The organism is Pseudomonas zeae (genome assembly GCF_014268485.2).
GTDB lineage: Bacteria > Pseudomonadota > Gammaproteobacteria > Pseudomonadales > Pseudomonadaceae > Aquipseudomonas > Aquipseudomonas neuropathica.
In genome coordinates this window covers 496,403-519,246 of record NZ_CP077090.1, presented here as the reverse complement: position 1 = coordinate 519,246, position 22,844 = coordinate 496,403, and the positions used below count along the sequence as shown (strand labels likewise).

Here is a 22,844-nt window from a genome sequence, read left to right as displayed (position 1 = left end):
CATCTTCCTCCGCCAGTACGGACCCATGATCAAACAACAGCTGGACCGCTTTAACCGTCTCGACCTGCTCGGCCACCCGACGCCCCTGGAAAAACTCGAACGCTTGTCCACCTGGCTCGGCCGCGAGGTGTATATCAAGCGCGATGACCTGACGCCGCTGGCCATGGGCGGCAACAAATTGCGCAAACTCGAATACCTCGCCGCCGATGCCTTGGCGCAAGGTGCCGATACGCTAATTACCGCCGGTGCGCTGCAATCGAACCACGTTCGTCAAACCGCCGCAATCGCCGCCAAACTCGGTCTTGGCTGTGTGGCGCTGCTGGAAAATCCGCTGGGCACTGACGACAGCAATTACACCGGCAACGGCAACCGCCTGCTGCTGGATCTGTTCGACACCAAAGTCGAACTGGTCGACAACCTCGACAACGCCGACGAACAACTGACCGCCCTCGCCGCCCGCCTGCGCAGCAACGGCAAGAAGCCGTATCTGGTGCCAATCGGTGGCTCCAATGCGCTCGGTGCGTTGGGCTATGTGCGCGCCGGTCTGGAACTGGCCGAGCAGATCAACGACACCGGCCTGAATTTCGCCGCTGTAGTGTTGGCCTCGGGCAGTGCCGGCACTCACAGCGGTCTGGCATTGGCGTTGAGCGAAGTGCTGCCGCAATTGCCGGTGATTGGCGTGACGGTTTCGCGCAGTGAAGAAGATCAGCGGCCGAAGGTTCAGGGACTTGCCGAACGCACGGCGGCGCTGCTCGGCGTCGAACTGCCGGCCAGTTTCAAGGTCGAGTTGTGGGATGAATATTTCGGCCCGCGTTATGGCGAGCCGAATGCCGGGACGCTGGCGGCGCTAAAGTTGCTGGCGAGTCAGGAAGCGGTGTTGCTCGATCCGGTGTACACCGGCAAGGCCATGGCAGGTTTACTCGACGGGATTGGTCGTCAGCGCTTTGATGAAGGCCCGATCATCTTCCTGCATACCGGTGGGGCGCCGGCGTTGTTTGCCTACAAGGATTTCCTGTAACAGAAGATCAAAACAGCAGCTTCTACAAGTGATCTCATGCAGGAGCTGCCGCAGGCTGCGATCTTTTTACATAGACAATACATATTCCAATAAAGAATAACATTTCAGCTATTAAGTATTTTCAAGTCTAACGCAGACATCTTATAGTCTCGCCGCAGGCGAATTTCGCGAGAGACGCATAAGCTGCTTTAAGGCAGGATAGCGCTGTCGTCCGAATCACCCATTCGCCAACTTTCCTTAAGCGTCTTCCATAAGAAAACACAGGGGCTTGTCATGAATTTTTCCGCACTACGTCGCAATCTGCTGGTGGGTTCGCTGGGGCTTGCGCTCAGCGCCGGCCTGATCGGCCAGGCAGTGGCCGGTGAACAGTTGCAACAGATCAAGGACAAAGGCGTTATCAACGTCGGCCTGGAAGGCACTTACCCACCGTTCAGCTTCGTTGATGCCGACGGCAAGTTGTCCGGTTTCGAAGTCGAACTCTCCGAAGCGCTGGCGCAAAAACTCGGCGTCAAAGCCAAGATTCAGCCAACCAAGTGGGACGGCATTCTCGCCGCGCTGGAATCCAAGCGTCTGGACGTTGTGGTCAATCAGGTGACCATCTCCGAAGAGCGCAAGAAGAAGTATGACTTCTCCGAGCCGTACACCGTTTCCGGCATTCAGGCGCTGGTGCTGAAGAGCAATGAAGCCGCGTTGAACATCAAGACCGCCAATGACCTGTCCGGCAAGAAAGTCGGCGTAGGTCTGGGCACCAACTACGAACAATGGGTCCGCGCCAACGTGCCGGGCGCCGACGTCCGTACTTACGACGATGATCCGACCAAGTTCGCCGACCTGAACAACGGCCGCACCGACGCCATCCTGATCGATCGTCTGGCTGCACTTGAGTACGCCAAGAAAGCGCCAAAAACCGTCGCTGCCGGTGAAGCTTTCTCCCGTCAGGAATCCGGTATTGCCCTGCGTAAAGGCGAGCCTGAGTTGCTGGCTGCATTGAACAAGGCGCTCGACGAACTGCGTGCCGACGGCACCCTTGAGAAGCTGTCGAAAAAATACTTCAACGCAGACGTCACTAAATAATGGAAGCAGGTTTTCAGTTCGGACTGGACTTCCCGCAGTTGAGCCAGCAAATCGCCGAAACCACACAGCTGTTGGTGGACTCCGCGCCCTTCCTGTTCAAGGGCGCGTATTTCACGGTCATCCTCAGCCTAGGCGGGATGTTCTTCGGGCTGCTGCTGGGCTTCGGCCTGGCATTGATGCGCCTGTCGCGCTTCAAATCGGTCAGCTGGCTGGCCCGCGTCTACGTGTCGTTCTTCCGCGGTACGCCGTTACTGGTGCAGCTGTTCGTGATCTATTACGGCTTCCCGCAACTGGGAATAGAGCTTGATCCACTGCCAGCGGCACTGATCGGCTTTTCGCTGAACATGGCCGCGTACGCCTGTGAAATCCTCCGTGCCGCGATCGGTTCGATCGAGCGCGGCCAGTGGGAAGCCGCTGCGAGCATCGGCATGACCCGCGCGCAAACCCTGCGCCGGGCCATCCTGCCGCAAGCGATGCGCACGGCGTTGCCACCGCTGGGCAACAGCTTCATTTCACTGGTCAAGGACACGGCACTGGCCGCCACCATTCAGGTGCCGGAGCTGTTCCGTCAGGCACAGTTGATTACCGCCCGGACTTTCGAAGTCTTCACCATGTATCTTGCCGCCGCGCTGATCTACTGGATTCTGGCCACGGTGCTTTCGCACTTCCAGAACAAGCTGGAAGAGCGGGTCAATCGGCACGACCAGGAGTCCTGACCCCATGATTGTCGTGGAAAAACTGACCAAGCAATTCAAGGGTCAGGTCGTGCTCAACGGCATCGACCTCGAGGTCAAGGAAGGCGAAGTCGTCGCGATCATCGGCCCCAGCGGGTCGGGGAAAACGACGTTCCTGCGCTGCCTGAACTTCCTTGAACAACCCACCAGTGGCCGGATCAAGGTCGGCGATATCGAAATCGATACCAGCCGCCCGCTGAACCAGCAGCAAAGTCTGGTGCGCAACCTGCGCCAGCATGTGGGCTTCGTGTTCCAGAACTTCAACCTGTTCCCCCATCGCACCGCACTGGAAAACGTCATCGAAGGCCCGATCGTGGTCAAGAAGATGCCGCGCGACGAGGCAATTGCGTTGGGCAAAAAGCTGATGGCCAAGGTCGGACTCGCCGGTAAGGAAGACGCTTATCCGCGTCGTCTTTCGGGTGGTCAGCAACAGCGCGTAGCGATCGCCCGGGCGCTGGCGATGGAACCGGAAGTGATTCTGTTCGACGAGCCGACTTCGGCGCTCGATCCGGAACTGGTCGGCGAAGTGCTGGCGACGATTCGTGGCCTGGCTGAAGAAAAACGCACCATGGTGATCGTCACCCACGAGATGGGTTTTGCTCGTGACGTGGCCAACCGTGTGGTGTTTTTCGATAAAGGTGTGATCGTCGAACAAGGTGAAGCGAAGGCATTGTTTGCCAACCCGAAAGAAGAACGTACTAAACAGTTTCTCAGCAAGTTTCTGAATCACGCCTGAGAACTTTTATTGCATCACCGACAACTTCCACGGATGGAAGTCCCCTTTATAAAACATCTAGCTGCTTCAGTCCCTCTCAAACAAAACATATCCCTAACAGTACATATATATGTTCTGCAACAGATAACACCCGCCTCCTTCCATGCCACATCAAATGATAGTGCTCAAATAAATCCGCGCATAAAACGCCGGGAAAGCCCTGTGCCTCGTGGTTAATTTCGCCTGACCACCTAGGCATATGGCCGCAATGGCGTAGGAAACTTCTGATTAATTCGTAATTCACGGATTAACTAATATCGTCTATTGACACCCCATCCCGCAGACTCTTATCTAGTCGGCAACCGGCATCAACTAGTTCAACCACCCCGTCTTCAACTTGAATAAAAGCCCAAAGCTTTATTGCCAGTTTATTCACGCTTTTTGTTCTTTCAGAAACGGACTTCGCTGCAAGGCTTCAAGGAGAGAAATCGATGACCCGCACTTCGCACACCCCCGAACTGGCAGCGCCGACCCTCGCGCCAGCGCAAAAAACCGGCATCAATCTGGCTGCCGCCGCACACCTCTTGATCGAGGTGTCGCCCTACCCTGATATGGACAGCGGCGATCTCATCGAGCTGTTCTGGAACAAATGCTATGTCGCTTCCAAAGTGCTGACGGCGGATGACGTCGGCACAACCGTCAGCCTGCGAGTGCCGGAAAGTTTCATCGCCAACGGCACCGCGCGCATCCACTACCGGGTGATGCAGGTCGGTCAGGGGCCGGCGTTTTCGGCGGCGACGCGCGTACAGGTCAAACTGGACTGCCCCGGCGGGCAACCCACGGCGCTGAGCGCAGACGAAAATCAGCAACTGGCCCCGGTGACCATCCCCGACGCCATACGCCGTCAGGGCGTCAATCCGAACCAGATCAAACGCGGTGTGCCGCTGACCATCGAGCCGTATCTGAACATGGCCGAGGATGACGCGATCACCTTGCGCTGGGGTGACGTGCGCATGGATCTGGCACCGGTCACCGCCGCAGATATCGGCTTGCCGATTCGAGTCTGGGTACCGCCGTCGGTGATCGTCGAAGCAGGCGAGGATCTGCGCCTAGACGTGACGTATTGCATTCTCGATCGGGTCGGCAACAACTCCCGCTGGGCACCGCCCCGCACCTTGAAAATCGGCTGCGCAAATCCTTATCTGAAAGTCCCGCTCAGGCCCGAACTCAAAGCCGCCGAATCCCGCAAGCCCTGAACACAATGCCCCTGTGGCGAGAGAGCAAGCGCCCTCGCCACCGGATCATTCCAGCCGCAAAAAAATTCTTAACCAACCCGACCATCACCTCTTCTATGCATATTCCTAAAAGTTAGTTTATTTAATATTTATACACGTTTAGGGTATATGAACCGGACCACCGGACATTCATTCGTTCGCCGCACTTTTGCGGCGTTTTTCATGAGATGTGAGGTAGGTAGTATGGTCCGGAACACAATCACCCCAGTGCAGATCGCCAGGGCATTGCGTGCAGCCAAGGAGCGGCACTGATGTCCAGTCTGGCAAATGCAAACGTCCAGTCTGATCTGGACATCGCCCCGTTGTTGTTGCCTGCGCAGGTCTTGCGCAACGACGCCCAAGCCATCGAGGCCGCCCATGAACTGGCGCAAGTCGCCCGCGTGCAGGCGGCCAAACGCGACCGTCAGCGCAAGCTGCCGTGGTCGGAAATCGAACAGTTCACCCGCAGCGGATTAGGCAGCATCGCCATCCCGCGCGAATACGGTGGCCCGCAGGTTTCATTCGTCACTCTGGCCGAAGTGTTCGCGATCATCTCCGCGGCCGACCCGGCGTTGGGGCAGATCCCGCAGAACCAGTTCGGCATCATCAATCTGGTACTCGGCAGCGCCACCGAAGCGCAGAAACAACAGCTATTCCAGAGCGTTCTGGAAGGCTGGCGCATCGGCAACGCCGGTCCTGAGCGCGGCACCAAAAACACCTTGGAACTGAAAGCGCGGATCACCGCTGATGGCGATGATTTCGTGATCAATGGCCAGAAGTTTTACTCCACCGGCGCGCTGTTTGCGCATTGGGTCGCGGTCAAGGCGCTCAACGATGACGGCAAGCAAGTGCTGGCCTTCGTTCGTCGCGGCACACCGGGTTTGCGCATCGTTGATGACTGGTCGGGCTTCGGTCAGCGCACCACCGCCAGCGGTACGATTCTGCTGAACAACGTGCGCGTCGAGTCGAGCCTGGTGGTCGACAACTGGAAGATCAACGAAACCCCGAACACCCAAGGCGCGGTGTCGCAGCTGATTCAAGCCGCGATCGACGCCGGCATCGCCCGTGGCGCCATTGATGACGCCATTGAGTTCATCAAAACCCGCGCACGGCCGTGGATCGACGCCAAGGTTGATCGCGCCAGCGATGATCTTTATGTGATCGCCGATATCGGCAAACTGAAAATCGAACTGCACGCCGCCGAAGCGCTGCTGCGCAAGGCCGGGCAGGTTCTCGATCAAGTACACGCTGCGCCGCTCACTGCCGAATCTGCCGCACGCGCTTCTATCGCCGTGGCCGAAGCGAAAGTGCTGACCACCGAGATTTCCTTACTCGCCAGCGAAAAGCTTTTCGAACTGGCCGGCAGCCGCGCCACCCTCGCCGAATTCAACCTCGACCGCCACTGGCGCAACGCCCGCGTGCACACCCTGCATGACCCGGTGCGCTGGAAATATCACGTGGTCGGCGCCTATCGCCTCAACGGCACTTTGCCTGCTCGCCATTCCTGGATCTGAGACGACCAGACATCTGGAGAAACCTATGACTTTTTCCCATCACGTCGCGGTCATCACCAGCGATGAGCAAGCCCTGATCGTCGCCAGCGACCTGGCCGAAGATTTCAAACGCGACAGCGCCCTGCGTGACCGTGAACGTCGCTTGCCATTACCGGAACTCGACGTGTTTTCCCGCTCGGGTCTGTGGGGCATCAGCGTACCCAAGGAATACGGCGGCGCTGGCGTGTCCAACGTAACTCTGGCCCAAGTCATTGCCCTGATCGCTCAGGCTGACGCCTCGCTTGGGCAGATTCCGCAGAACCATTTCTACGCACTGGAAGTGCTGCGCGTAAACGGCAGCCACGCGCAAAAACAACGGCTGTACGCCGAAGTGCTCGCTGGCCAACGCTTCGGCAATGCCTTGGCAGAACTGGGCACCAAAACGGCCCACGATCGCGTCACCAGTCTCAAACGCGACGGTGACGGCTATCGCATCAACGGCCGCAAGTTCTATGCGACCGGCGCGATTTACGCACAGCGCATTCCCACTTCTGTGGTGGATGAAAACGGTGTACAGCAACTGGCCTTCGTCCCCCGCGACAGCAAAGGCCTGACCGTGATCGACGACTGGAGCGGCTTCGGCCAGCGCACCACCGGCAGCGGTTCGGTGGTGTTCGAAGACGTGTACGTCGCGGCTGAAGACGTGTTGCCATTTCAAAGCGCCTTTGAACGTCCAACCACCGTCGGCCCGCTGGCGCAGATCCTTCACGCCGCCATCGACACCGGCATCGCCCGCGCCGCTTACGAAGACGCCCTGCACTTTGTGCGCAGCAAGACGCGGCCGTGGATCGACTCCGGCAACGACAAAGCCACTGAAGATCCATTGACGCTGAAAAGCTTCGGCCACTTGAGCATTCGCCTGCACGCTACCGAAGCCTTGCTCGAACGTGCCGGCGAATTCCTCGACGCTGCGCAAGCCGAGACCCGTGCAGAAACCGTCGCTGCCGCTTCGATTGCCGTCGCCGAAGCACGGGCGATCAGCACTGAAATCTCTTTGGCCGCCGGCAGCACGCTATTCGAACTGGCCGGCAGCCAGGCGACCCTGATCGAACACGGCCTCGACCGCCACTGGCGCAACGCCCGCGTGCACACCTTGCACGACCCGGTGCGCTGGAAATACCACGCGGTGGGCAACTACTACCTCAACGATGAAAACCCTCCATTGCGAGGGACGATCTGATGAGCGCCGTGAAAAAGAAGATCCTGCTCAACGCGTTCAACATGAACTGCATCGGCCACATCAACCATGGCCTGTGGACGCATCCGCGCGACACCTCGACGCGCTACAACACCATTGAATACTGGACCGAACTGGCGCAACTGCTGGAGCGTGGGCTGTTCGACGGGTTGTTTATCGCTGACATCGTCGGCGTGTATGACGTCTATCAGAACTCGGTGGACGTGACGTTGAAAGAGTCGATCCAGTTGCCGGTCAACGATCCGTTGCTACTGGTCTCGGCGATGGCCGCTGTGACCAAGAACCTCGGCTTCGGCCTGACCGCCAACCTCACCTACGAAGCGCCGTATCTGTTCGCCCGACGCATGTCGACGCTCGATCATTTGAGCCGTGGTCGGGTGGGCTGGAACATCGTTACCGGTTACCTCGACAGCGCTGCGAAAGCCATGGGCCTCAGCGAACAGGTCGAACATGACCGTCGTTATGACCAGGCCGACGAGTACCTGGAAGTGCTCTACAAACTCTGGGAAGGCAGTTGGGAAAACGGCGCGGTACTGAATAACCGTGAGCAGCGGATCTACGCCAACCCGGAAAAAGTGCACAAGGTCGAGCACAGGGGCGAGTTCTATCAGGTCGAGGGTTATCACCTCTGTGAACCTTCGCCGCAACGCACACCAGTGCTGTTCCAGGCCGGCAGTTCTGAGCGCGGTTTGCTGTTCGCCGGGCGTCACGCCGAGTGCGTGTTCATCAGCGGTCAGAACAAGCCATCGACCAAGGTTCAGGTCGACAAGGTGCGCGCCAGCGCCGTCGAAGCCGGGCGTAATCCTGAAGACATCAAGGTGTTCATGGGCCTTAACGTGATTGTCGGCGAGACCGAAGAAGCCGCGTGGGCCAAGCATGCCGAGTATCTGAGCTACGCCAGCGCCGAAGCCGGCGTGGCGCATTTTTCCGCCTCCACCGGCATCGACTTTTCCCAGTACGAGATCGACGAACCGATCCAGTACGTGAAGAGCAACGCTATTCAATCGGCGACCAAGAACCTGCAGAACAATGACTGGACCCGGCGCAAATTACTCGACCAGCACGCCCTCGGTGGCCGCTACATCACCGTGGTCGGTTCGGCTGAGCAAGTGGCGGATGAGCTGGAATCGTGGATCGCCGAGACCGGCCTCGATGGCTTCAACCTGACCCGCATTGTTACGCCGGAGAGCTACGTCGATTTCATTGAGCTGGTAGTTCCGGAGTTACAACGGCGCGGGTCGTACAAGACTGCGTACGACAGTGGCAGCTTGCGCGAGAAGCTGTTTCACGGTGCAGCGCAGCTACCGGAGCAACACACCGGCTCTTCGTACCGGCATTAAAAGCTTCGCGAGCAAGCTCGCTCCCACATTTGGAATGCATTTCCCTGTGGGAGCGAGCTTGCTCGCGAAGAGGCCCGACCAGACACCACAAATCTTATGCACTGACTGGAAAACTCATCATGACCAAAAAACGCCTGTCCCACCCAGTCAAAGCACTGGCCCTGGCTCTCGGCCTGTTCAGCTCGGCCATCTTCGCCGCCGACGCCCCACTGAAAATCGGCACCACCGCCGCCTTCGCCATTCCTTTGGAAGCCGCCGTCGAAGAGGCCTCCAGACAAGGCCTGAAAGTCGAACTGGTGGAGTTCACCGACTGGATCGCGCCTAACGTCAGCCTCGCCGCCGGCGACATCGACGTGAACTACTTCCAGCACATTCCGTTCCTCGAAAACGCCAAAGCCGCCTCGGGTTTTGATCTGGTGCCGTTCGCCCCGGGGATCATCAACAACGTCGGTCTCTACTCGAAAAAATACAAAAGCTTCGATGAGTTGCCCGAAGGCGCCAGCGTCGCCATCGCCAACGACCCGATCAACAGCGGCCGTGGTTTGCAACTGCTGGCCAAGGCCGGTTTGATCACGCTGAAACCGGGCGTCGGCTACAAAGCCACCGAAGACGACATCGTCACCAACCCGAAGAAAATCAAAATCCTCCAGGTCGAAGCCGTGCAATTGGTGCGCGCCTATGACGACGCCGATCTGGTTCAGGGCTACCCGGCCTACATTCGTCTGGCGAAGACTTTCGATGCCGGTTCGGCGCTGCTGTTCGACGGCCTCGACCACAAGGAATACGTGATCCAGTTCGTCATCCAGCCGAAAAGCAAAACCGACCCGCGCCTGATCAAATTCGTCGACATTTACCAGCATTCGCCGGTTGTTCGCGCGGCGCTGGATAAAGCCCACGGCAAGCTCTATCAAGCCGGTTGGGAAAGCTGAGCATGACGGCCGCGATCCAACGGCGACTGGAGATTCCAGAGCCACACCATGCTGAAAAAACCGAGCTGCACCCTGAGCTGAATCGCGCCCACGTACGCTTCATCGGTCTGGGCAAAACCTACAACGGCCGGCAAGGCCCGGTCGCGGCTTTGCAGGGCATTGATCTGGCGATCCAGCGCGGTGAAGTGTTCGGCATCATCGGCCGTAGCGGCGCCGGCAAGTCGTCGCTGATTCGGACGATCAATCGTTTGGAACAGCCGACGTCCGGGCGCGTGCTGATCGATCAGGTCGACATCGGCGAATTCGATGAAGACCGTCTCGTTGCTTTGCGCCGGCGCATCGGCATGATCTTCCAGCACTTCAATCTGATGTCGGCCAAGACCGTTTGGCAGAACGTCGAATTGCCGCTGAAAGTCGCGGGCGTGCCAAAAGAGCAGCGCGACAAAAAAGTCCGCGAATTGCTCGAACTGGTCGGTCTGCAAAGCAAGCACAAGGCTTATCCGGCGCAGCTTTCTGGCGGGCAGAAACAACGAGTCGGCATCGCCCGTGCGCTGGTGCACGACCCGGATATTTTGCTCTGCGACGAAGCGACTTCAGCCCTTGATCCGGAAACCACGCAGTCGATCCTCGGCTTGCTGCGTGAGATCAACCAACGCCTGGGCCTGACCATCGTATTGATTACCCATGAGATGGCTGTGATTCGCGAAATCTGCGACCGCGTTGTCGTGCTTGAGCACGGGCGGGTGGTCGAGCAAGGCCCGGTCTGGGAAGTGTTCGGCAATCCGCAGCACGAGGTCAGCCAGACCATGCTCGCGCCGCTGCAACACGCGTTGCCGGAAGAACTGCAGAGTCGTTTGCAGGCTCAAGCGCCGTCCTCCGATGCCGCTGTGGTGCTGCGTTTGCAGTTCACCGGCAGCGCCAGTGACGAGCCGGATCTGGCGGCACTGTTCGCGGCATTGGGTGGCCGGGTGAAGCTGCTTCAGGGCGGCGTCGAACGGATTCAGGGGCATGCGCTGGGGCAACTGCTGTTGGCCGTCAGCGGCTCATCGTTCAGCGCCGAGCAATTGCGTGAGCGCGCTGCACCGTGGGCGCAACACGTGGAGGTATTGGGTTATGTGGTTTGATCGCTTGCTGCAGGGTTTCATCGACACGTTTTTGATGGTCGGCGTGTCGTCGCTGATAGCGCTGCTGGTGGGGATTCCCATGGCGGTGATTCTGGTCACCAGCGACAAGGGCGGCATCTATGAAGCGCCGCTGTTGAACCGTGCCTTGGGCGCGTTCGTGAACCTGTTCCGCTCGATCCCGTTTCTGATTCTGATGGTCGCGCTGATTCCGTTTACCCGGTTGATTGTCGGCACCACGTACGGAGTGTGGGCGGCCGTGGTGCCGCTGACGATTGCGGCGACGCCGTTTTTTGCGCGGATTGCCGAAGTGAGCCTGCGTGAGGTCGATCATGGTTTGATCGAAGCCGCGCAGGCGATGGGTTGCCGACGTTGGCACATTGTCTGGCATGTGCTATTGCCCGAGGCGCTGCCGGGGATTGTCGGCGGGTTCACGATTACGCTGGTGACGATGATCAACTCCTCGGCCATGGCCGGGGCGATTGGTGCCGGTGGCTTGGGGGATATCGCTTATCGCTACGGCTATCAGCGCTTTGACAGCCAGATCATGTTGACGGTGATTGTGTTGCTGGTGGCGTTGGTCGCGGTGATTCAGTTGGGTGGGGATCGCTTGGCGCGGGGGTTGAACAAGCGCTGAGTCTGGCCGAGCTCATGCGGCGCCTTCACAACCGTTATCGCGAGCAGGCTTCCCACATTTGGAATGCGTTCCACTGTGGGAGCGAGCCTGCTCGCGAATGGCTGCGCAGCAGCCCCGAACCCGATGGCGTATATTCGGCAAATCTCCTTTGCCCGTGCAGCCCTCGACCATGAAGCAGACCCCCACCGATCTCGAACAGATCACCGCCACCACCCTCGGCCATTACAACTCAGTGGCCGAAGACTTCCGCGAAGGCACCCGCGATCACGATGTCAGCCAGAACATCGATGCGTTGCTACGGCATATTCAGGGCACGGCGCCATTCACGATTCTGGATTTTGGCTGCGGCCCAGGGCGGGATCTGCAAACGTTTACGCGCATGGGGCATGTCGCTGTAGGGCTCGACGGCTCTCAAGAGTTTGCGCGAATGGCCCGTGAAGACAGTGGCTGCGAGGTGCTGCAACAGGACTTTCTGAAGCTGGATCTGCCGGCCGAACGCTTCGACGGCATCTTCGCCAACGCGGTGTTGTTTCATGTGCCTTTGCAGGAATTGCCACGGGTGCTCAAGCAATTGCATGGCGCCCTGAAGCCCGGTGGTGTGCTCTTCAGCTCGAATCCACGCGGGGATAACCGTGAGGGCTGGAACGGGCCGCGCTATGGCTCGTATCACGATCTTGAGGCGTGGCAGGAGTTGCTGACGGCGGCAGGGTTTGTCGAGCTTGAGCATTACTATCGGCCGGCCGGGCTGCCGCGTGAGCAGCAGCCTTGGTTGGCCAGCGTTTGGCGTAAGGCTTGAGTCGAGTCAGAGACAAGTCCCTCACCCCCAGCCCTCTCCCAGAGCAGATTGGGGGAGATTGTAGAAGTACACCGACTTGATCGAACTTCGCTGAACCCATAATCGACCCGATCCTTCAGGTCGATGGATAGCGTCAGACACCTCGGTCAGTCCCCTCTCCCCCCGGGAGAGGGTTAGGGTGAGGGTCGTTGTTGACTTGATCCTTCTTCGGCTCGCGAATCTTGTACCAGGCCACATACAGCGCCGGCAGGAACAGCAGCGTCAGCAACGTCGCCACCACAATCCCGCCAATCATTGCGTAAGCCATCGGTCCCCAGAACACTTCCCGGGCAATCGGGATCATGCCCATGCTCGCCGCTGCCGCGGTCAACAGGATCGGCCGGCGCCGGTGCTCGGTCGCTTCCACCACCGCATCCCACGGCGCATAGCCTTTCTGCTCGAACTCATCGATCTGCGTCACGAGGATCACCGAGTTACGGATGATGATGCCGATCAGCGCGAGAATCCCCAGGATCGCCACGAAGCCCATCGGCGTGCCGGTCGGCACCAGCGCCAGCACTACGCCGATCAGCCCCAGCGGCGCGACACTGGCGACGAGGAACATCTTCTGCACGCTGTGCAACTGGATCATCAGGAAGGTCGCCATCAAAAACAGCATCAACGGCAAAACCTTGGCAATCGGCCCTTGGGCCTTGCCGCTTTCCTCGACCGTACCGCCGGTGGCGACCTTGTAGCCCACTGGCAGTTTGTCAGCGAAGGCATCAATCGACGGCTTGAGCAGTTTCACCAGATCGGTCGGCTGGATCTCGTCGCGCACCGAGGCCTTGATGGTGATGGTCGGCAAGCGGTCACGACGCCACACCAGCGGCTGCTCCAGTTCATAACGCACGGTGGCGAACGCCAGCAGCGGAATCGACGTGCCGTTGGGCGTAACGATCTGCAGATTCTGCAGGGTTTCCGGCGTACCGCGCTCCGAATTCACCGCCCGGCCGACCACATTGATCAGGTAGATGTCGTCGTTGACCTGGGTCAGCGGCGCGCCGCTGACGATGCTGTTCATCAGGTTCGCCACGTCTTCGGAGGACAACCCGAGCTGCCGCGCCTTGTCCTGGGCGATGTCGATGCGCAGGACTTTGCCCGGCTCGTTCCAGTCGTAAATGATCTCGCCGATGTGCGGGTTCTTGTCCAGTTCGGTGGCCAGGTCGATGGCGTGCTTGCGCACCTGATCGATGTCCTTGCCACTGACCCGGTACTGGATCGGACGCCCCACCGGCGGGCCCATTTCCAGCGCCTGGACGTAACTGCCAATGCCGACGAAGTCTTTGTGCAAGCGCTCACGCAGGCGTTGGCTCAGGGCCTCGCGGGCTTCGAAGTCTTTGCTGACAATCACCAGTTGTGCGTAGTACGGGTTTTGCAATTGCTGGTCGAGCGGCAGGTAGAAGCGGATCGCGCCCTGACCGATGTAGGTGCTCCAACGCACAATGTCCGCGTCGCCTTTGAGGGTTTCTTCCAGCTTGTCGACGGCTTTGCGGGTTTCGTCGATCGAGGCGTTTTGCGGCAGGTTCAGGTCGACGAGAATTTCCGGCCGGTCCGAGGAAGGGAAGAACTGGTTCTGCACAAAGCGCATGCAAAACACTGCCAGCACGAACAGCAGCACGGTAATGCCGATGGCCCACCAGCGATTGCGCATCGCCCACAGCAGACCGCCATTGAACGCACGCCCGACGCGGCCCTGCTCGGCTTCATGGGGTTTCACGTTGGCGCTGAGAATGTGCACGCCGATCACCGGAGCGAAGAACACCGCCACCACCCATGACACCAGCATCGCCACGGCGATCACCGCGAACAGGGTGAAGGTGTACTCACCGGCGGAGCTGGCATTGAGGCCGATGGGCACGAAACCCGCGACGGTCACCAGCGTGCCGGTGAGCATCGGGAACGCCGTCGAGGTGTAGGCGAACGTCGCGGCCTGCTCGCGGGTCTCGCCCATTTCCAGGCGCGTGACCATCATCTCCACGGTAATCATCGCATCGTCGACCAACAGACCGAGGGCGATGATCAAGGCACCGAGCGAAATCCGCTGCATGGTGATGCCACTGTATTCCATGAATACGAACACCATCGCCAGCACCAGCGGAATCGAGCACGCCACCACCAGGCCGGCGCGCACGCCGAGGCTGATGAAGCTGACCACCAGCACGATGATCACCGCCTCGAACAGGGCACTGGTAAAGCCACCGACCGCTTCTTCCACCACCACCGCCTGATCGGACACGGTGTGCACACCCACGCCAACCGGCAAGTCTGCGGTCAGTTCATCGATGCGTTGGTGCAACGCCTTGCCGAACTCCTGAACGTTGCCGCCCTTCTGCATGGCAATCGCCAGACCGATGGCCGGTTTGCCGTCGAAGCGGAATTCCGGGGTAGCCGGATCGGTGTAACCGCGAGTGATGTCGGCGATGTCAGCCAAGCGATAGAAACGGTCGTTGAGCTTGAGATTGACCTCGGCCAGATCTTTCTCCGAGGCGAACTGCCCCGAAGTGCGCACGGAAATCCGCTCAGGGCCGGCCTCGATCACACCGGCCGGGGTCACGGCGTTCTGCGATTGCAGGCTCTGCACAACCTGACGCTGATCGATACCCAACGCCGCCAGTTTACGGGTGGAGAAGTTCAGATAAATCACTTCGTCCTGCTGGCCGATCATTTCGATCTTGCCCAGCCCCGGTACATTGCGGATCTCGGCCCGCGCCTGTTCTACGTAATCGCGCAACTGGCGCATGGTCAGGCCGTCGGCGGTGAAGGCGTAGACCGAGCCGAACACATCACCGAACTCGTCGTTGAACCCGGGCCCTTGAATACCTTTGGGGAACTGCCCGCGAATATCGTCGATCTTCTTGCGCACCTGGTACCAGATTTCCGGGATGTCCTTGGCGCTGGTGGTGTCGCGCAGGTACACGTACACCGTCGATTCGCCGGGGCGCGTGTAACTTTTCACGTAGTCGAGGGAGTCGAGTTCCTCGAGTTTTTTCTCGATGCGGTCGGTGACCTGTGCGAGGGTTTCTTCCTGGGTCGCGCCCGGCCATTTGGTCTGGATCACCATGGTCTTGATGGTGAACGACGGATCTTCTTCGCGGCCCAGATTGAAGTACGAGAACACGCCCATCAGCAACGCGACGAACATCAGGTACCAGACGAATGACTGATGCTTGAGGGCCCATTCGGAGAGGTTGAAAGAGCCTTTCATTGACTGTCCTCGTCAAGTTTTACCGATTGTCCGGGTTTGAGGCTGTTGACGCCGGCGCTGACCACGCGCTCGCCGTTCTTCACGCCGCCCGCGAGCACTACGCTGCTGTCGCTGCGACTGATCACGCTGACGTCGCGGGGGCTGACGGTTTTGCTCTGGGTGTCGATGACCCAGATCCGTGGTTTGCCGTCGACCTCCTGCAAAGCGGTAGCCGGCAATTCGATGCGCGGTTTGATCGCCGAACTGAGGGTCACGCTGATCGCCGTGCCGAGGCGGAAACCGTCCGGTGTCTCGGCCAGAGTCAGGCGTGCCCGACGAGTACGCGTGGCGCTTTGCGCCTGCGGTTCGATCTCGCGAAGGGTTGCCGTGGTGTTGATGCTCGGGTCGAGTTGCCCGGCCACCAGAAACACCACGTCGGAAGGAATCTGATCGACCAGGGTGTCGGGCAGATCGATGACCGCCTCCTTGATGTCCGGTTGCGCCAGAGTCACGACCTGCTGGCCCGCCGTCACCACTTGCCCGGCTTCGGCGTTCCACGCGGTGACCACGGCTTTATGGTCGGAACGCAGTTCGGTATAGCCGAGCTGGTCCTTGCTTTGATTGACCGCCGCCCGTGCCTGGTCCAGCGAGGCCTGGGTGGTTTTCAAGTCCGTGGTGGCGATGTCCAGTTGTGCCTGCGCCCCTACGCCACGATCGAACAGCGCCTGCTGACGGCGGGCATTGGCCTGGGCATTGATCAGTTGCGCCTGAACCCTGGCCAGGTCGCCTTGGGCCGAACGCAATTGGTTCTGCTGATCAGACGGATCGAGGGTGGCGAGCAGCGTGCCCTTTTGCACTTCGGTTCCGACATCGACGTTGCGGCTGGCGATGCGACCACCGACGCGGAAACCGGTGTTGCTTTCATAACGCGCCTGGATGCTGCCGGCGAAACGCCCGAGGCTTTCCTCGCTCAACGCTTGAACTTTGACCGATAGCACCGGACGTACCGGCTCCGGAGGTGGCTCGCTTTTCGAGCAGGCCGCCAGCAACACACCCACGGATAACAGCCCCAGACGCTTCATGGCTGTGCTCCCGGTTGCAGATCCTTGTAGGTGTTTTCAGCGATTTCGACTTTCATGCCGGGATGCAACAACTGCCCACCGGCGACAATGACTTTCTCCCCGCCCTTGAGGCCTTCGCTGATGATGACCTTGCCGATCAGGTAGCGGCCGACGGTCACGTTGTGCAACTGCGCTTCACCTTTATCGTCGACCATCCACACCGCCGGATCACTGATGTTTTTGGTCAGCGCCGACCATGGCAATTCGACTGCCGACTTGCCGCTGCCCTTGGCGGTGGCGCTGACCACCGAGCCCAGCTGCATCCCTTGTGGCAGGCTGTCGAGGCTGACTTTGACTTGCACCGTACCGGACTGCGCCGACACCGCCGGGGTGATTTCACGCACCGTGCCGGTGGTTTTGATGGCAGGGTTATCGAGCAGGCTGACGACGATCGAGGGGTCCGCAGGACGCTCGGCCAGCAGTGACTCGTAGACATTGAACACCGCGTCACGGTCGCCATCGCGGGCCAACGAAAAAATCGGTGCCGTGGCCTGTACCACTTGGCCGACTTCGGCTTGGCGCTCAGTGATGACACCCGGCGCGTCAGCGATCAGTGAGGTGTAACTGAGTTGATCCTTGGCGTTGGCCAGTTGCGCCTGCGCCGCGCTCAAGGCGCTCTGGCTGCTGCGCAACGCAGCTTGGGCGGAATCGTATTCGCTTTGGCTGGTGTAACCCTTGGGCAGGAGTTTTTGCTGGCGCACGAAGGCGGCCGCACTTTGTTTCACCCGGGCCTGTTCAGCGACGACCTGGGCTTGAGCCGAGTCGACGTTGGTCTGCAAATCCTTGGGGTCGAGTTTGGCCAGCACTTGCTTGGCCGTGACCCGGTCACCGACGTCAACCATACGCTGGATGATCTTGCCGCCGACGCGGAACGACAATTCGGTCTGCACGCGCGCCTGCACGTCACCGGTCAACGTCACCGAAGCGGCGTAATCCGTGGGTTTCACTTCCTGTACAAAGACCCTTGGAAGGTATTCCTCAGGGGCTTTTTTCTCGCCGCAGGCGGTCACCAACGTGAGCAGACTCAGCATGACCGCTGTTTTCAAACCGGGACTCGCCATGCAGACTCCTTCCTGTGTACGAACGTGCAAGTGACGATACGACTGTGAGCTTAGAACAGGGTTCAACGTTCGCCCGTTCGATCCCCATATTTCCCTGTAGGAGCTACCGCAGGCTGCGATCTTCTGAAAACAACGTCAAAAAATCGCAGCCTGCGGCAGCTCCTGCAATGGGCGCCTCAAGAGAAGGAATTCCATGCTCAATACTCTCGCGGTGGCCAATTACCGCTCGATCAACAAACTGGTGATCCCGCTCGGCCGGCTGAACCTGATCACCGGTCCCAACGGCAGCGGCAAGTCCAATCTCTACCGGGCCTTGCGTCTGTTGGCGGAAACCGCTCAGGGTGGCGTAGTCAATGCGCTGGCCCGTGAAGGCGGGCTGGAGTCGACCTTCTGGGCCGGGCCGGAAACCATCAGCCGGCGCATGCGTAACGGCGAGGTGCCGATCCAGTCGACAGTACGCCGAGGTGTAAAGCGTCTACGCCTGGGGTTCGCCGGGGAAGATTTCAGCTATTCGATCAGCCTCGGCCTGCCCGACTCCAACGGGCACTTCATGCTGCCCGAGCATTCGCACCCGATTCCCTCGCGCTTCAGCCTCGACCCGCAGATCAAGCGCGAGTGCATCTGGGCCGGCCCGCTCTACCGCCCCGCCAGCCTGCTGGTGGATCGTGACGGCCCGATGATCCGCACACGCAACGAGCGCCAATGGGATGTGCTGGCGCAACACACGCCGAACTTCGACAGCCTGTTCGATCAGGTCGGCAGCCTGCGCAGCTCGCCGGAAGTGTTCCAGATGCGCGAGTTCATTCGCCGCTGGCGCTTTTACGATCACTTTCGCAGCGATGCCGATGCACCGGTGCGCCAGCCGCAATTGGGCACACGCACGCCGGTGCTGCATCACGACGGCCGTGATCTGGCGGCGGCGTTGCAGACCATCATCGAGATTGGTGATGGCGATGCGATGCGTGCGGCGATTACCGATGCGTTTCCTGGCGCGCGGGTGCATATCGAAGCGCAGGCCGGTGGACGTTTTGCCATCGAGTTTTATCAGGAAGGTTTGTTGCGGCCGTTATCGGCGGCGGAGCTGTCGGACGGCACGTTGCGTTATTTGCTGTTGGTTGCGGCACTACTGACGCCGAGGCCGCCGTCGCTGATGGTGCTGAACGAACCGGAGACCAGCCTGCACCCGGATCTGCTGCCAGCGTTGGCGCGGTTGATTATCCGTGCCTCGGAGCAGTGTCAGGTGTGGGTGGTGTCGCATGCGCGGCGGTTGATTTCGGCGTTGCAGGAAGACCCGGAATGCAATTGCATCGTGCTGGAGAAAACCCTGGGGCAGACCGGGATTGTCGGCCAGCGGGTGCTGGATGAGCCGCCGTGGAACTGGCCGGATTGAACGTTCCAGCCAAAAGCCCCTCACCCTAACCCTCTCCCAGAGGGAGAGGGGACTGACCGAGGGATGCTCAAGAGTGGCGCCGACGTGAAAATGCATCTGTGAATCCAAAATCGAAGTGACGCCGACGCGAAATGCGTCTGTGAATCCATAATCGACTCGGTTTGTCAGGTCGATGTCTGATGCAAGACACCTCGGTCGGCCCCCTCTCCCTCCGGGAGAGGGCTGGGGTGAGGGATTGCCCTTGAGCCTCACCACCGACTCAACAGGCAATCACCCCTGCCACTTGCCACCCTCGACAATCACACTCTCAGGTTTGGTGTCATCACTCAGCTCTTTACGCACATACTGGTCGTACAGCTTGAGCAGATACTTCTCCTCTCCCAGCTTGGTCAGCTCGGTATTCACCCAGTCACGCAACTCGAGATTGCCCTTCTTCACCGCCGGCGCGATCGGCGCTTCAGCCCCCAGTTTTTCATCCAGCACGCGATAGCCCGGGTTCTGCTTGGCCCAGCTGAACAACACCAGATTGTCCTGTGCGTACGCATCGCCACGACCATTGGCCAGGGCTTGCAGCGATTCGGAGTTTTTCTCGAACTTGAGCAATTTCCAGTCCGGATGATTCTTGGTCAGCCAGATATCGGCGGTCGTGCCCGTAGTGACGATGGTGGTGCGGGTTGCCAGATCATCGAGGTTTTTCACCGAGCTGCTTTGCGGCACCAACGCCTGCACCGCAACCTTGAGGTTCGGGTTAGTGAACTCCACCGCTTCCTTGCGCTCTGGGGTCACAGTCATGTTGGCGAGGATCAGGTCGACCTTGTCGCTTTGCAGGAATGGAATACGGCTTGCCGGCTCGACGGCAACGAACTCGACCTTGTTTTCATCGCCGAGCAAATCCTTGGCGAAACGGCGGCCGATGTCGGTATCGAAACCAACGTAGCGCCCCGCTTCGTCGACAAAACCGAATGGTGGTTTATCGGTGAAGACACCGACAATCAACTTGTCGCGAGCCTTGATCTTGTCCAGATAACCGGCCGGCGCGGTGCTTTCGCTGGCGACTTTCGGCTTCGGCGGTTCTTCGGTTTTGCTGCAACCGGCAAGCAAGGCGAGGGTCAGTAGGGGCAGTAAAAAAGCGGCAGTTTTCATAACAGTTCCAGTTCCTTTGTCGGATTCGTTTTTGGCAGTGTTGCCACGAAGGAGAACTTCTCCAGAAACTGCTGCGCGCGTGCGGTTTGCGGGTTCGTAAAGAAAATCTCGGGCGGGTTCTGTTCAAGGATGCGCCCGGCATCCATGAACACGATGCGATCGGCCACCGCGCGAGCGAAGGCCATTTCATGGGTGACGATCAACAGGGTCATGCCTTCGCGGGCGAGGCCCTGAATGACCTGCAAAACTTCCTTGACCATTTCCGGGTCGAGGGCGGCGGTGACTTCGTCGAAGAGCATCACCCGTGGGTTCATGCACAGCGAGCGGACGATGGCGATGCGTTGCTGCTGGCCGCCGGAGAGCTGACGCGGGAAGGCATCGCGCTTGTCCTCCAGGCCAACGCGTTCGAGCAGCGCTTCGGCTTGCTGTTGCGCTTCGCGGCGCTGACGCTTCTGTACCTTGAGCGGGCCAAGTAGCAAATTGTCGAGCACGCTCATGTGCGGGAACAGGTGATAACTCTGGAACACCATGCCGATCTGCTGGCGGATCTCGCGCCAGTCGGTGGACTTGTCCAGCAGTTCGCGGCCGACAAATTTCAAGCTGCCGCTGTGGGCTTCTTCCAGACCATTGAGGCAACGCAGCAACGTGCTTTTGCCGCAACCGCTGGGGCCGAGGATGACGATCACTTCGCCACTCTGCACTTGCAGGTCGATGCCGTTGAGCACCTGCTGCTCGCCGTAGAATTTATTGAAACCGTGAAACTCGATCAATGCGCTCATGCTTGCGTCCAGCGCCGCTCCAGCACGCGCGAAGCGGCCGAAAGCGGGTAGCAGATAAAAAAGAAAAACAGGAACAGCGCGCCGTAGATCAGCACCGACTCGTAGGTGCGCTCGATGATCTGCTGGCCGACCTTGATCACATCGACCACACCGATCAGCACCGCCAATGAGCTGGTCTTGATGATCCGCGTATAAACGTTGATGGTCGGTGGTGTCATGCGCTTCAGCGCTTGCGGAAGCAGCACGTAGCCGTAGAGTTGCGCGGCGTTCAAACCAATCGAAAGCCCTGCTTCACGCTGTCCACGTGGTAAAGAATGCAGCGCACCGCGCGCGACTTCGCCGACTTCACTGGCGCCCCACAGCGACAGCACCAGCACCGCGCACCAGAAACTCGGCAGGCTCAGTCCGAAGAAAATCGGCAAGCCGAAGAACAACAGGTACAGCCAGACCAGCACCGGAATCGCCCGGAACAGCTCTAGATACACCCGTAAGAGCGCGTTCAGCCACGTGATGTTGAGCGTGCGCAACACACCGTAGAGCACGCCGCCGACAGTGCTGATGGCGATGCTCAGGAACGAGATCGACAAGGTTTGCCCGGCGCCTTTGGCCAATTGCGGCAACGACACCCAGAGCAGTTCAAGACCCGAACTGGCCATGCTGGAGCCTCCTTTCCAGACGGCTGAGCAGCAGCGACAGCGGCAAGAACAGCAGCACGCAGATCAGCGTCAGCACGGCGAGCATTTCGTAGGTTTTGTAGTAGAGCGCGATGTAGCTCTTGGTGGTGTAGAGGATTTCCGGCACGGCCACCGCCGAGACCACGGTGGTTTCCTTGAGCAGGAAAATGAAATTGGCGAACAACGACGGCAGGCTGAGAATCCCCGCTTGCGGCAGGATCACGTAGCGTAGCAACTGGCCATGGGACAGGCCGATTGAGCGCCCTGATTCCAGTTGCGCTTGGGGCACCGCATCGACGCCGGCGCGCAGCACTTCGGTGAGGTAAGCGCCGCCGAGAAAGGTCATGGTGATGATCGCGGCAGTGAAACCAGAGACTTTGATCCCCAACGCCGGCAAGGCGAAGTAGACGAAGAACAACTGAATCAGCAACGGCGTGTTGCGTGCCAGTTCCACATACAGGCCCACCAGTCTTTGCAGGTACGGCGTGCGGAACACCAGAATCGTCGCGTTGAGCAGCGCCACCAGCAGCGAGGTGCCAATGGCGATAAAACCGACCTGCAGCGTTACGCCCACGGCTTTGAGAAACGCCGGCAGGGTGCTGAGGATAAATGCGTAATCGAAGGTCATGAAACGTCCTGAACGCCGCTCGGTAAGCGACGGTGGTGCAGTCCATGGGCAGCGGATGGCTGTCCGGCAGACACCGACTTTATAGGTATAAAAACAAGAATTTAAATACCGTTAAAGCATATTGATATCACCCAAAAAACTATCTTGTGGGTTTGCCGGGAAGGAATAAGAAGGCTATTTTTCTTTGCGCTGTAGGAAGGATCTTTTTTTCATGAAAGCCCTCCAAGGACGAACAGCTTTTGGCCAGACTCCCCCGGCCAACCTCATAACAAGGAAGAGAACATGGACGTAAAAGTGCCGCAGCGACTGGATCCGCAGGAGATTGTGAAATTGTTGGTGGCGTTGAGACGGGCATTGAAGGCCCAAGTGGCCTGAGCTCAAGATCAAAAGCACCCTCACCCCAGCCCTCTCCCAGGGGGAGAGGGAGCCGACCGAG

At 59.4% G+C, this 22,844-nt stretch carries 20 protein-coding genes; 13 read left to right on the top strand and 7 right to left on the bottom strand.

Annotated elements, in window-relative coordinates; all coding sequences use genetic code 11:
- Window positions 1–25: 25 nt before the first annotated feature.
- The 12 genes from HU754_RS02265 to HU754_RS02210 all read left to right on the top strand — a co-directional run bounded on the left by HU754_RS02265 (window position 26) and on the right by HU754_RS02210 (window position 12,389).
- Complete coding sequence (locus tag HU754_RS02265) at window positions 26–1,018, top strand: D-cysteine desulfhydrase (protein WP_186620766.1); 993 nt, start codon at window positions 26–28, stop codon at window positions 1,016–1,018.
- Window positions 1,019–1,291: 273 nt separating this feature from the next.
- Window positions 1,292–2,092 (top strand): cystine ABC transporter substrate-binding protein, encoded by an 801-nt coding sequence (gene tcyJ / locus HU754_RS02260; RefSeq protein WP_186620767.1) that lies wholly within the window; start codon window positions 1,292–1,294, stop codon window positions 2,090–2,092.
- Between the two features lie 50 nt (window positions 2,093–2,142).
- Window positions 2,143–2,808: a cystine ABC transporter permease gene (gene tcyL / locus HU754_RS02255; protein WP_175559671.1), complete on the top strand. Its 666-nt coding sequence runs from the start codon at window positions 2,143–2,145 to the stop codon at window positions 2,806–2,808.
- Window positions 2,809–2,812: 4 nt separating this feature from the next.
- Entirely contained in the window at window positions 2,813–3,562 is a 750-nt protein-coding gene (tcyN, locus tag HU754_RS02250; protein ID WP_093440573.1) for an L-cystine ABC transporter ATP-binding protein TcyN, read from the top strand.
- Window positions 3,563–4,032: 470 nt separating this feature from the next.
- The gene (locus HU754_RS02245; protein WP_186620768.1) at window positions 4,033–4,797 is read left to right on the top strand and encodes a hypothetical protein; all 765 of its coding nucleotides are present in this window, start codon (window positions 4,033–4,035) and stop codon (window positions 4,795–4,797) included.
- A gap of 290 nt (window positions 4,798–5,087) precedes the next feature.
- Window positions 5,088–6,329, top strand: coding sequence for an SfnB family sulfur acquisition oxidoreductase (locus HU754_RS02240; RefSeq protein ID WP_186620769.1), 1,242 nt, complete (start codon window positions 5,088–5,090; stop codon window positions 6,327–6,329).
- Window positions 6,330–6,354: 25 nt separating this feature from the next.
- Window positions 6,355–7,548 carry an SfnB family sulfur acquisition oxidoreductase gene (locus HU754_RS02235; protein WP_186620770.1) on the top strand — a complete coding sequence of 398 codons (1,194 nt, stop codon included), beginning with the start codon at window positions 6,355–6,357 and terminating at the stop codon, window positions 7,546–7,548.
- Window positions 7,548–8,906, top strand: coding sequence for an LLM class flavin-dependent oxidoreductase (locus HU754_RS02230; RefSeq protein WP_186620772.1), 1,359 nt, complete (start codon window positions 7,548–7,550; stop codon window positions 8,904–8,906). The genes HU754_RS02235 and HU754_RS02230 overlap by 1 nt, the downstream gene beginning before the upstream one ends.
- Before the next feature lie 119 nt (window positions 8,907–9,025).
- On the top strand, window positions 9,026–9,835 hold the full coding sequence (locus HU754_RS02225; protein WP_186620774.1) for a MetQ/NlpA family ABC transporter substrate-binding protein: 810 nt from the start codon (window positions 9,026–9,028) through the stop codon (window positions 9,833–9,835).
- 2 nt (window positions 9,836–9,837) lie between these two features.
- Window positions 9,838–10,959 carry a methionine ABC transporter ATP-binding protein gene (locus tag HU754_RS02220; RefSeq protein ID WP_186620777.1) on the top strand — a complete coding sequence of 374 codons (1,122 nt, stop codon included), beginning with the start codon at window positions 9,838–9,840 and terminating at the stop codon, window positions 10,957–10,959.
- Window positions 10,949–11,593, top strand: coding sequence for a methionine ABC transporter permease (locus HU754_RS02215; protein ID WP_039756400.1), 645 nt, complete (start codon window positions 10,949–10,951; stop codon window positions 11,591–11,593). The genes HU754_RS02220 and HU754_RS02215 overlap by 11 nt, the downstream gene beginning before the upstream one ends.
- Window positions 11,594–11,762: 169 nt before the next feature.
- Window positions 11,763–12,389, top strand: coding sequence for a class I SAM-dependent methyltransferase (locus HU754_RS02210; RefSeq protein ID WP_099757702.1), 627 nt, complete (start codon window positions 11,763–11,765; stop codon window positions 12,387–12,389).
- Between the two features lie 133 nt (window positions 12,390–12,522).
- Here HU754_RS02210 and HU754_RS02205 read toward each other — a convergent pair whose 3' ends face one another.
- Genes HU754_RS02205 through HU754_RS02195 form a run of 3 tightly spaced genes read right to left on the bottom strand, consistent with a single transcriptional unit; the run spans window position 12,523 to window position 17,794 of the window.
- Window positions 12,523–15,633 carry an efflux RND transporter permease subunit gene (locus HU754_RS02205; protein ID WP_186620779.1) on the bottom strand — a complete coding sequence of 1,037 codons (3,111 nt, stop codon included), beginning with the start codon at window positions 15,631–15,633 and terminating at the stop codon, window positions 12,523–12,525.
- A complete protein-coding gene (locus tag HU754_RS02200) occupies window positions 15,630–16,694 on the bottom strand; it encodes an efflux RND transporter periplasmic adaptor subunit (protein ID WP_141126910.1) in 1,065 nt (354 codons plus the stop codon). Before HU754_RS02200 ends, HU754_RS02205 begins: the two co-directional genes overlap by 4 nt.
- The gene (locus HU754_RS02195; RefSeq protein ID WP_150649910.1) at window positions 16,691–17,794 is read right to left on the bottom strand and encodes an efflux RND transporter periplasmic adaptor subunit; all 1,104 of its coding nucleotides are present in this window, start codon (window positions 17,792–17,794) and stop codon (window positions 16,691–16,693) included. Before HU754_RS02195 ends, HU754_RS02200 begins: the two co-directional genes overlap by 4 nt.
- A 193-nt stretch (window positions 17,795–17,987) precedes the next feature.
- On the opposite strand from HU754_RS02195, the gene HU754_RS02190 reads away from it, so the two are divergent.
- On the top strand, window positions 17,988–19,184 hold the full coding sequence (locus HU754_RS02190) for an AAA family ATPase (protein ID WP_186620782.1): 1,197 nt from the start codon (window positions 17,988–17,990) through the stop codon (window positions 19,182–19,184).
- 270 nt (window positions 19,185–19,454) lie between these two features.
- Here the strand turns inward: HU754_RS02190 and HU754_RS02185 are convergent, their stop codons facing one another.
- The 4 genes from HU754_RS02185 to HU754_RS02170 are packed head-to-tail and all read right to left on the bottom strand — an operon-like array spanning window position 19,455 to window position 22,408.
- Window positions 19,455–20,327 carry a transporter substrate-binding domain-containing protein gene (locus HU754_RS02185; RefSeq protein WP_186620783.1) on the bottom strand — a complete coding sequence of 291 codons (873 nt, stop codon included), beginning with the start codon at window positions 20,325–20,327 and terminating at the stop codon, window positions 19,455–19,457.
- Window positions 20,324–21,106: an amino acid ABC transporter ATP-binding protein gene (locus HU754_RS02180; protein WP_186620786.1), complete on the bottom strand. Its 783-nt coding sequence runs from the start codon at window positions 21,104–21,106 to the stop codon at window positions 20,324–20,326. The genes HU754_RS02185 and HU754_RS02180 overlap by 4 nt, the downstream gene beginning before the upstream one ends.
- The gene (locus HU754_RS02175) at window positions 21,103–21,762 is read right to left on the bottom strand and encodes an amino acid ABC transporter permease (RefSeq protein WP_186620787.1); all 660 of its coding nucleotides are present in this window, start codon (window positions 21,760–21,762) and stop codon (window positions 21,103–21,105) included. The genes HU754_RS02180 and HU754_RS02175 overlap by 4 nt, the downstream gene beginning before the upstream one ends.
- Window positions 21,743–22,408, bottom strand: a complete 666-nt coding sequence (locus HU754_RS02170; protein ID WP_038359751.1) for an amino acid ABC transporter permease — start codon at window positions 22,406–22,408, stop codon at window positions 21,743–21,745. Before HU754_RS02170 ends, HU754_RS02175 begins: the two co-directional genes overlap by 20 nt.
- Window positions 22,409–22,844: the final 436 nt, after the last annotated feature.

Excerpts from the sequence above, each read along its gene's own strand:
- HU754_RS02180 (WP_186620786.1), bottom strand. The coding sequence starts at position 21,106 with ATGAGCGCATTGATCGAGTTTCACGGTTTCAATAAATTCTACGGCGAG.
- HU754_RS02240 (WP_186620769.1), top strand. The coding sequence starts at position 5,088 with ATGTCCAGTCTGGCAAATGCAAACGTCCAGTCTGATCTGGACATCGCC.
- HU754_RS02205 (WP_186620779.1), bottom strand. The coding sequence starts at position 15,633 with ATGAAAGGCTCTTTCAACCTCTCCGAATGGGCCCTCAAGCATCAGTCA.
- tcyJ (WP_186620767.1), top strand. The coding sequence starts at position 1,292 with ATGAATTTTTCCGCACTACGTCGCAATCTGCTGGTGGGTTCGCTGGGG.
- HU754_RS02220 (WP_186620777.1), top strand. The coding sequence starts at position 9,838 with ATGACGGCCGCGATCCAACGGCGACTGGAGATTCCAGAGCCACACCAT.
- HU754_RS02235 (WP_186620770.1), top strand. The coding sequence starts at position 6,355 with ATGACTTTTTCCCATCACGTCGCGGTCATCACCAGCGATGAGCAAGCC.
- HU754_RS02200 (WP_141126910.1), bottom strand. The coding sequence starts at position 16,694 with ATGAAGCGTCTGGGGCTGTTATCCGTGGGTGTGTTGCTGGCGGCCTGC.
- HU754_RS02225 (WP_186620774.1), top strand. The coding sequence starts at position 9,026 with ATGACCAAAAAACGCCTGTCCCACCCAGTCAAAGCACTGGCCCTGGCT.
- HU754_RS02265 (WP_186620766.1), top strand. The coding sequence starts at position 26 with ATGATCAAACAACAGCTGGACCGCTTTAACCGTCTCGACCTGCTCGGC.
- HU754_RS02215 (WP_039756400.1), top strand. The coding sequence starts at position 10,949 with ATGTGGTTTGATCGCTTGCTGCAGGGTTTCATCGACACGTTTTTGATG.
- HU754_RS02170 (WP_038359751.1), bottom strand. The coding sequence starts at position 22,408 with ATGACCTTCGATTACGCATTTATCCTCAGCACCCTGCCGGCGTTTCTC.
- HU754_RS02185 (WP_186620783.1), bottom strand. The coding sequence starts at position 20,327 with ATGAAAACTGCCGCTTTTTTACTGCCCCTACTGACCCTCGCCTTGCTT.
- HU754_RS02245 (WP_186620768.1), top strand. The coding sequence starts at position 4,033 with ATGACCCGCACTTCGCACACCCCCGAACTGGCAGCGCCGACCCTCGCG.
- HU754_RS02230 (WP_186620772.1), top strand. The coding sequence starts at position 7,548 with ATGAGCGCCGTGAAAAAGAAGATCCTGCTCAACGCGTTCAACATGAAC.
- HU754_RS02175 (WP_186620787.1), bottom strand. The coding sequence starts at position 21,762 with ATGGCCAGTTCGGGTCTTGAACTGCTCTGGGTGTCGTTGCCGCAATTG.
- HU754_RS02195 (WP_150649910.1), bottom strand. The coding sequence starts at position 17,794 with ATGGCGAGTCCCGGTTTGAAAACAGCGGTCATGCTGAGTCTGCTCACG.
- HU754_RS02190 (WP_186620782.1), top strand. The coding sequence starts at position 17,988 with ATGCTCAATACTCTCGCGGTGGCCAATTACCGCTCGATCAACAAACTG.
- HU754_RS02210 (WP_099757702.1), top strand. The coding sequence starts at position 11,763 with ATGAAGCAGACCCCCACCGATCTCGAACAGATCACCGCCACCACCCTC.
- tcyN (WP_093440573.1), top strand. The coding sequence starts at position 2,813 with ATGATTGTCGTGGAAAAACTGACCAAGCAATTCAAGGGTCAGGTCGTG.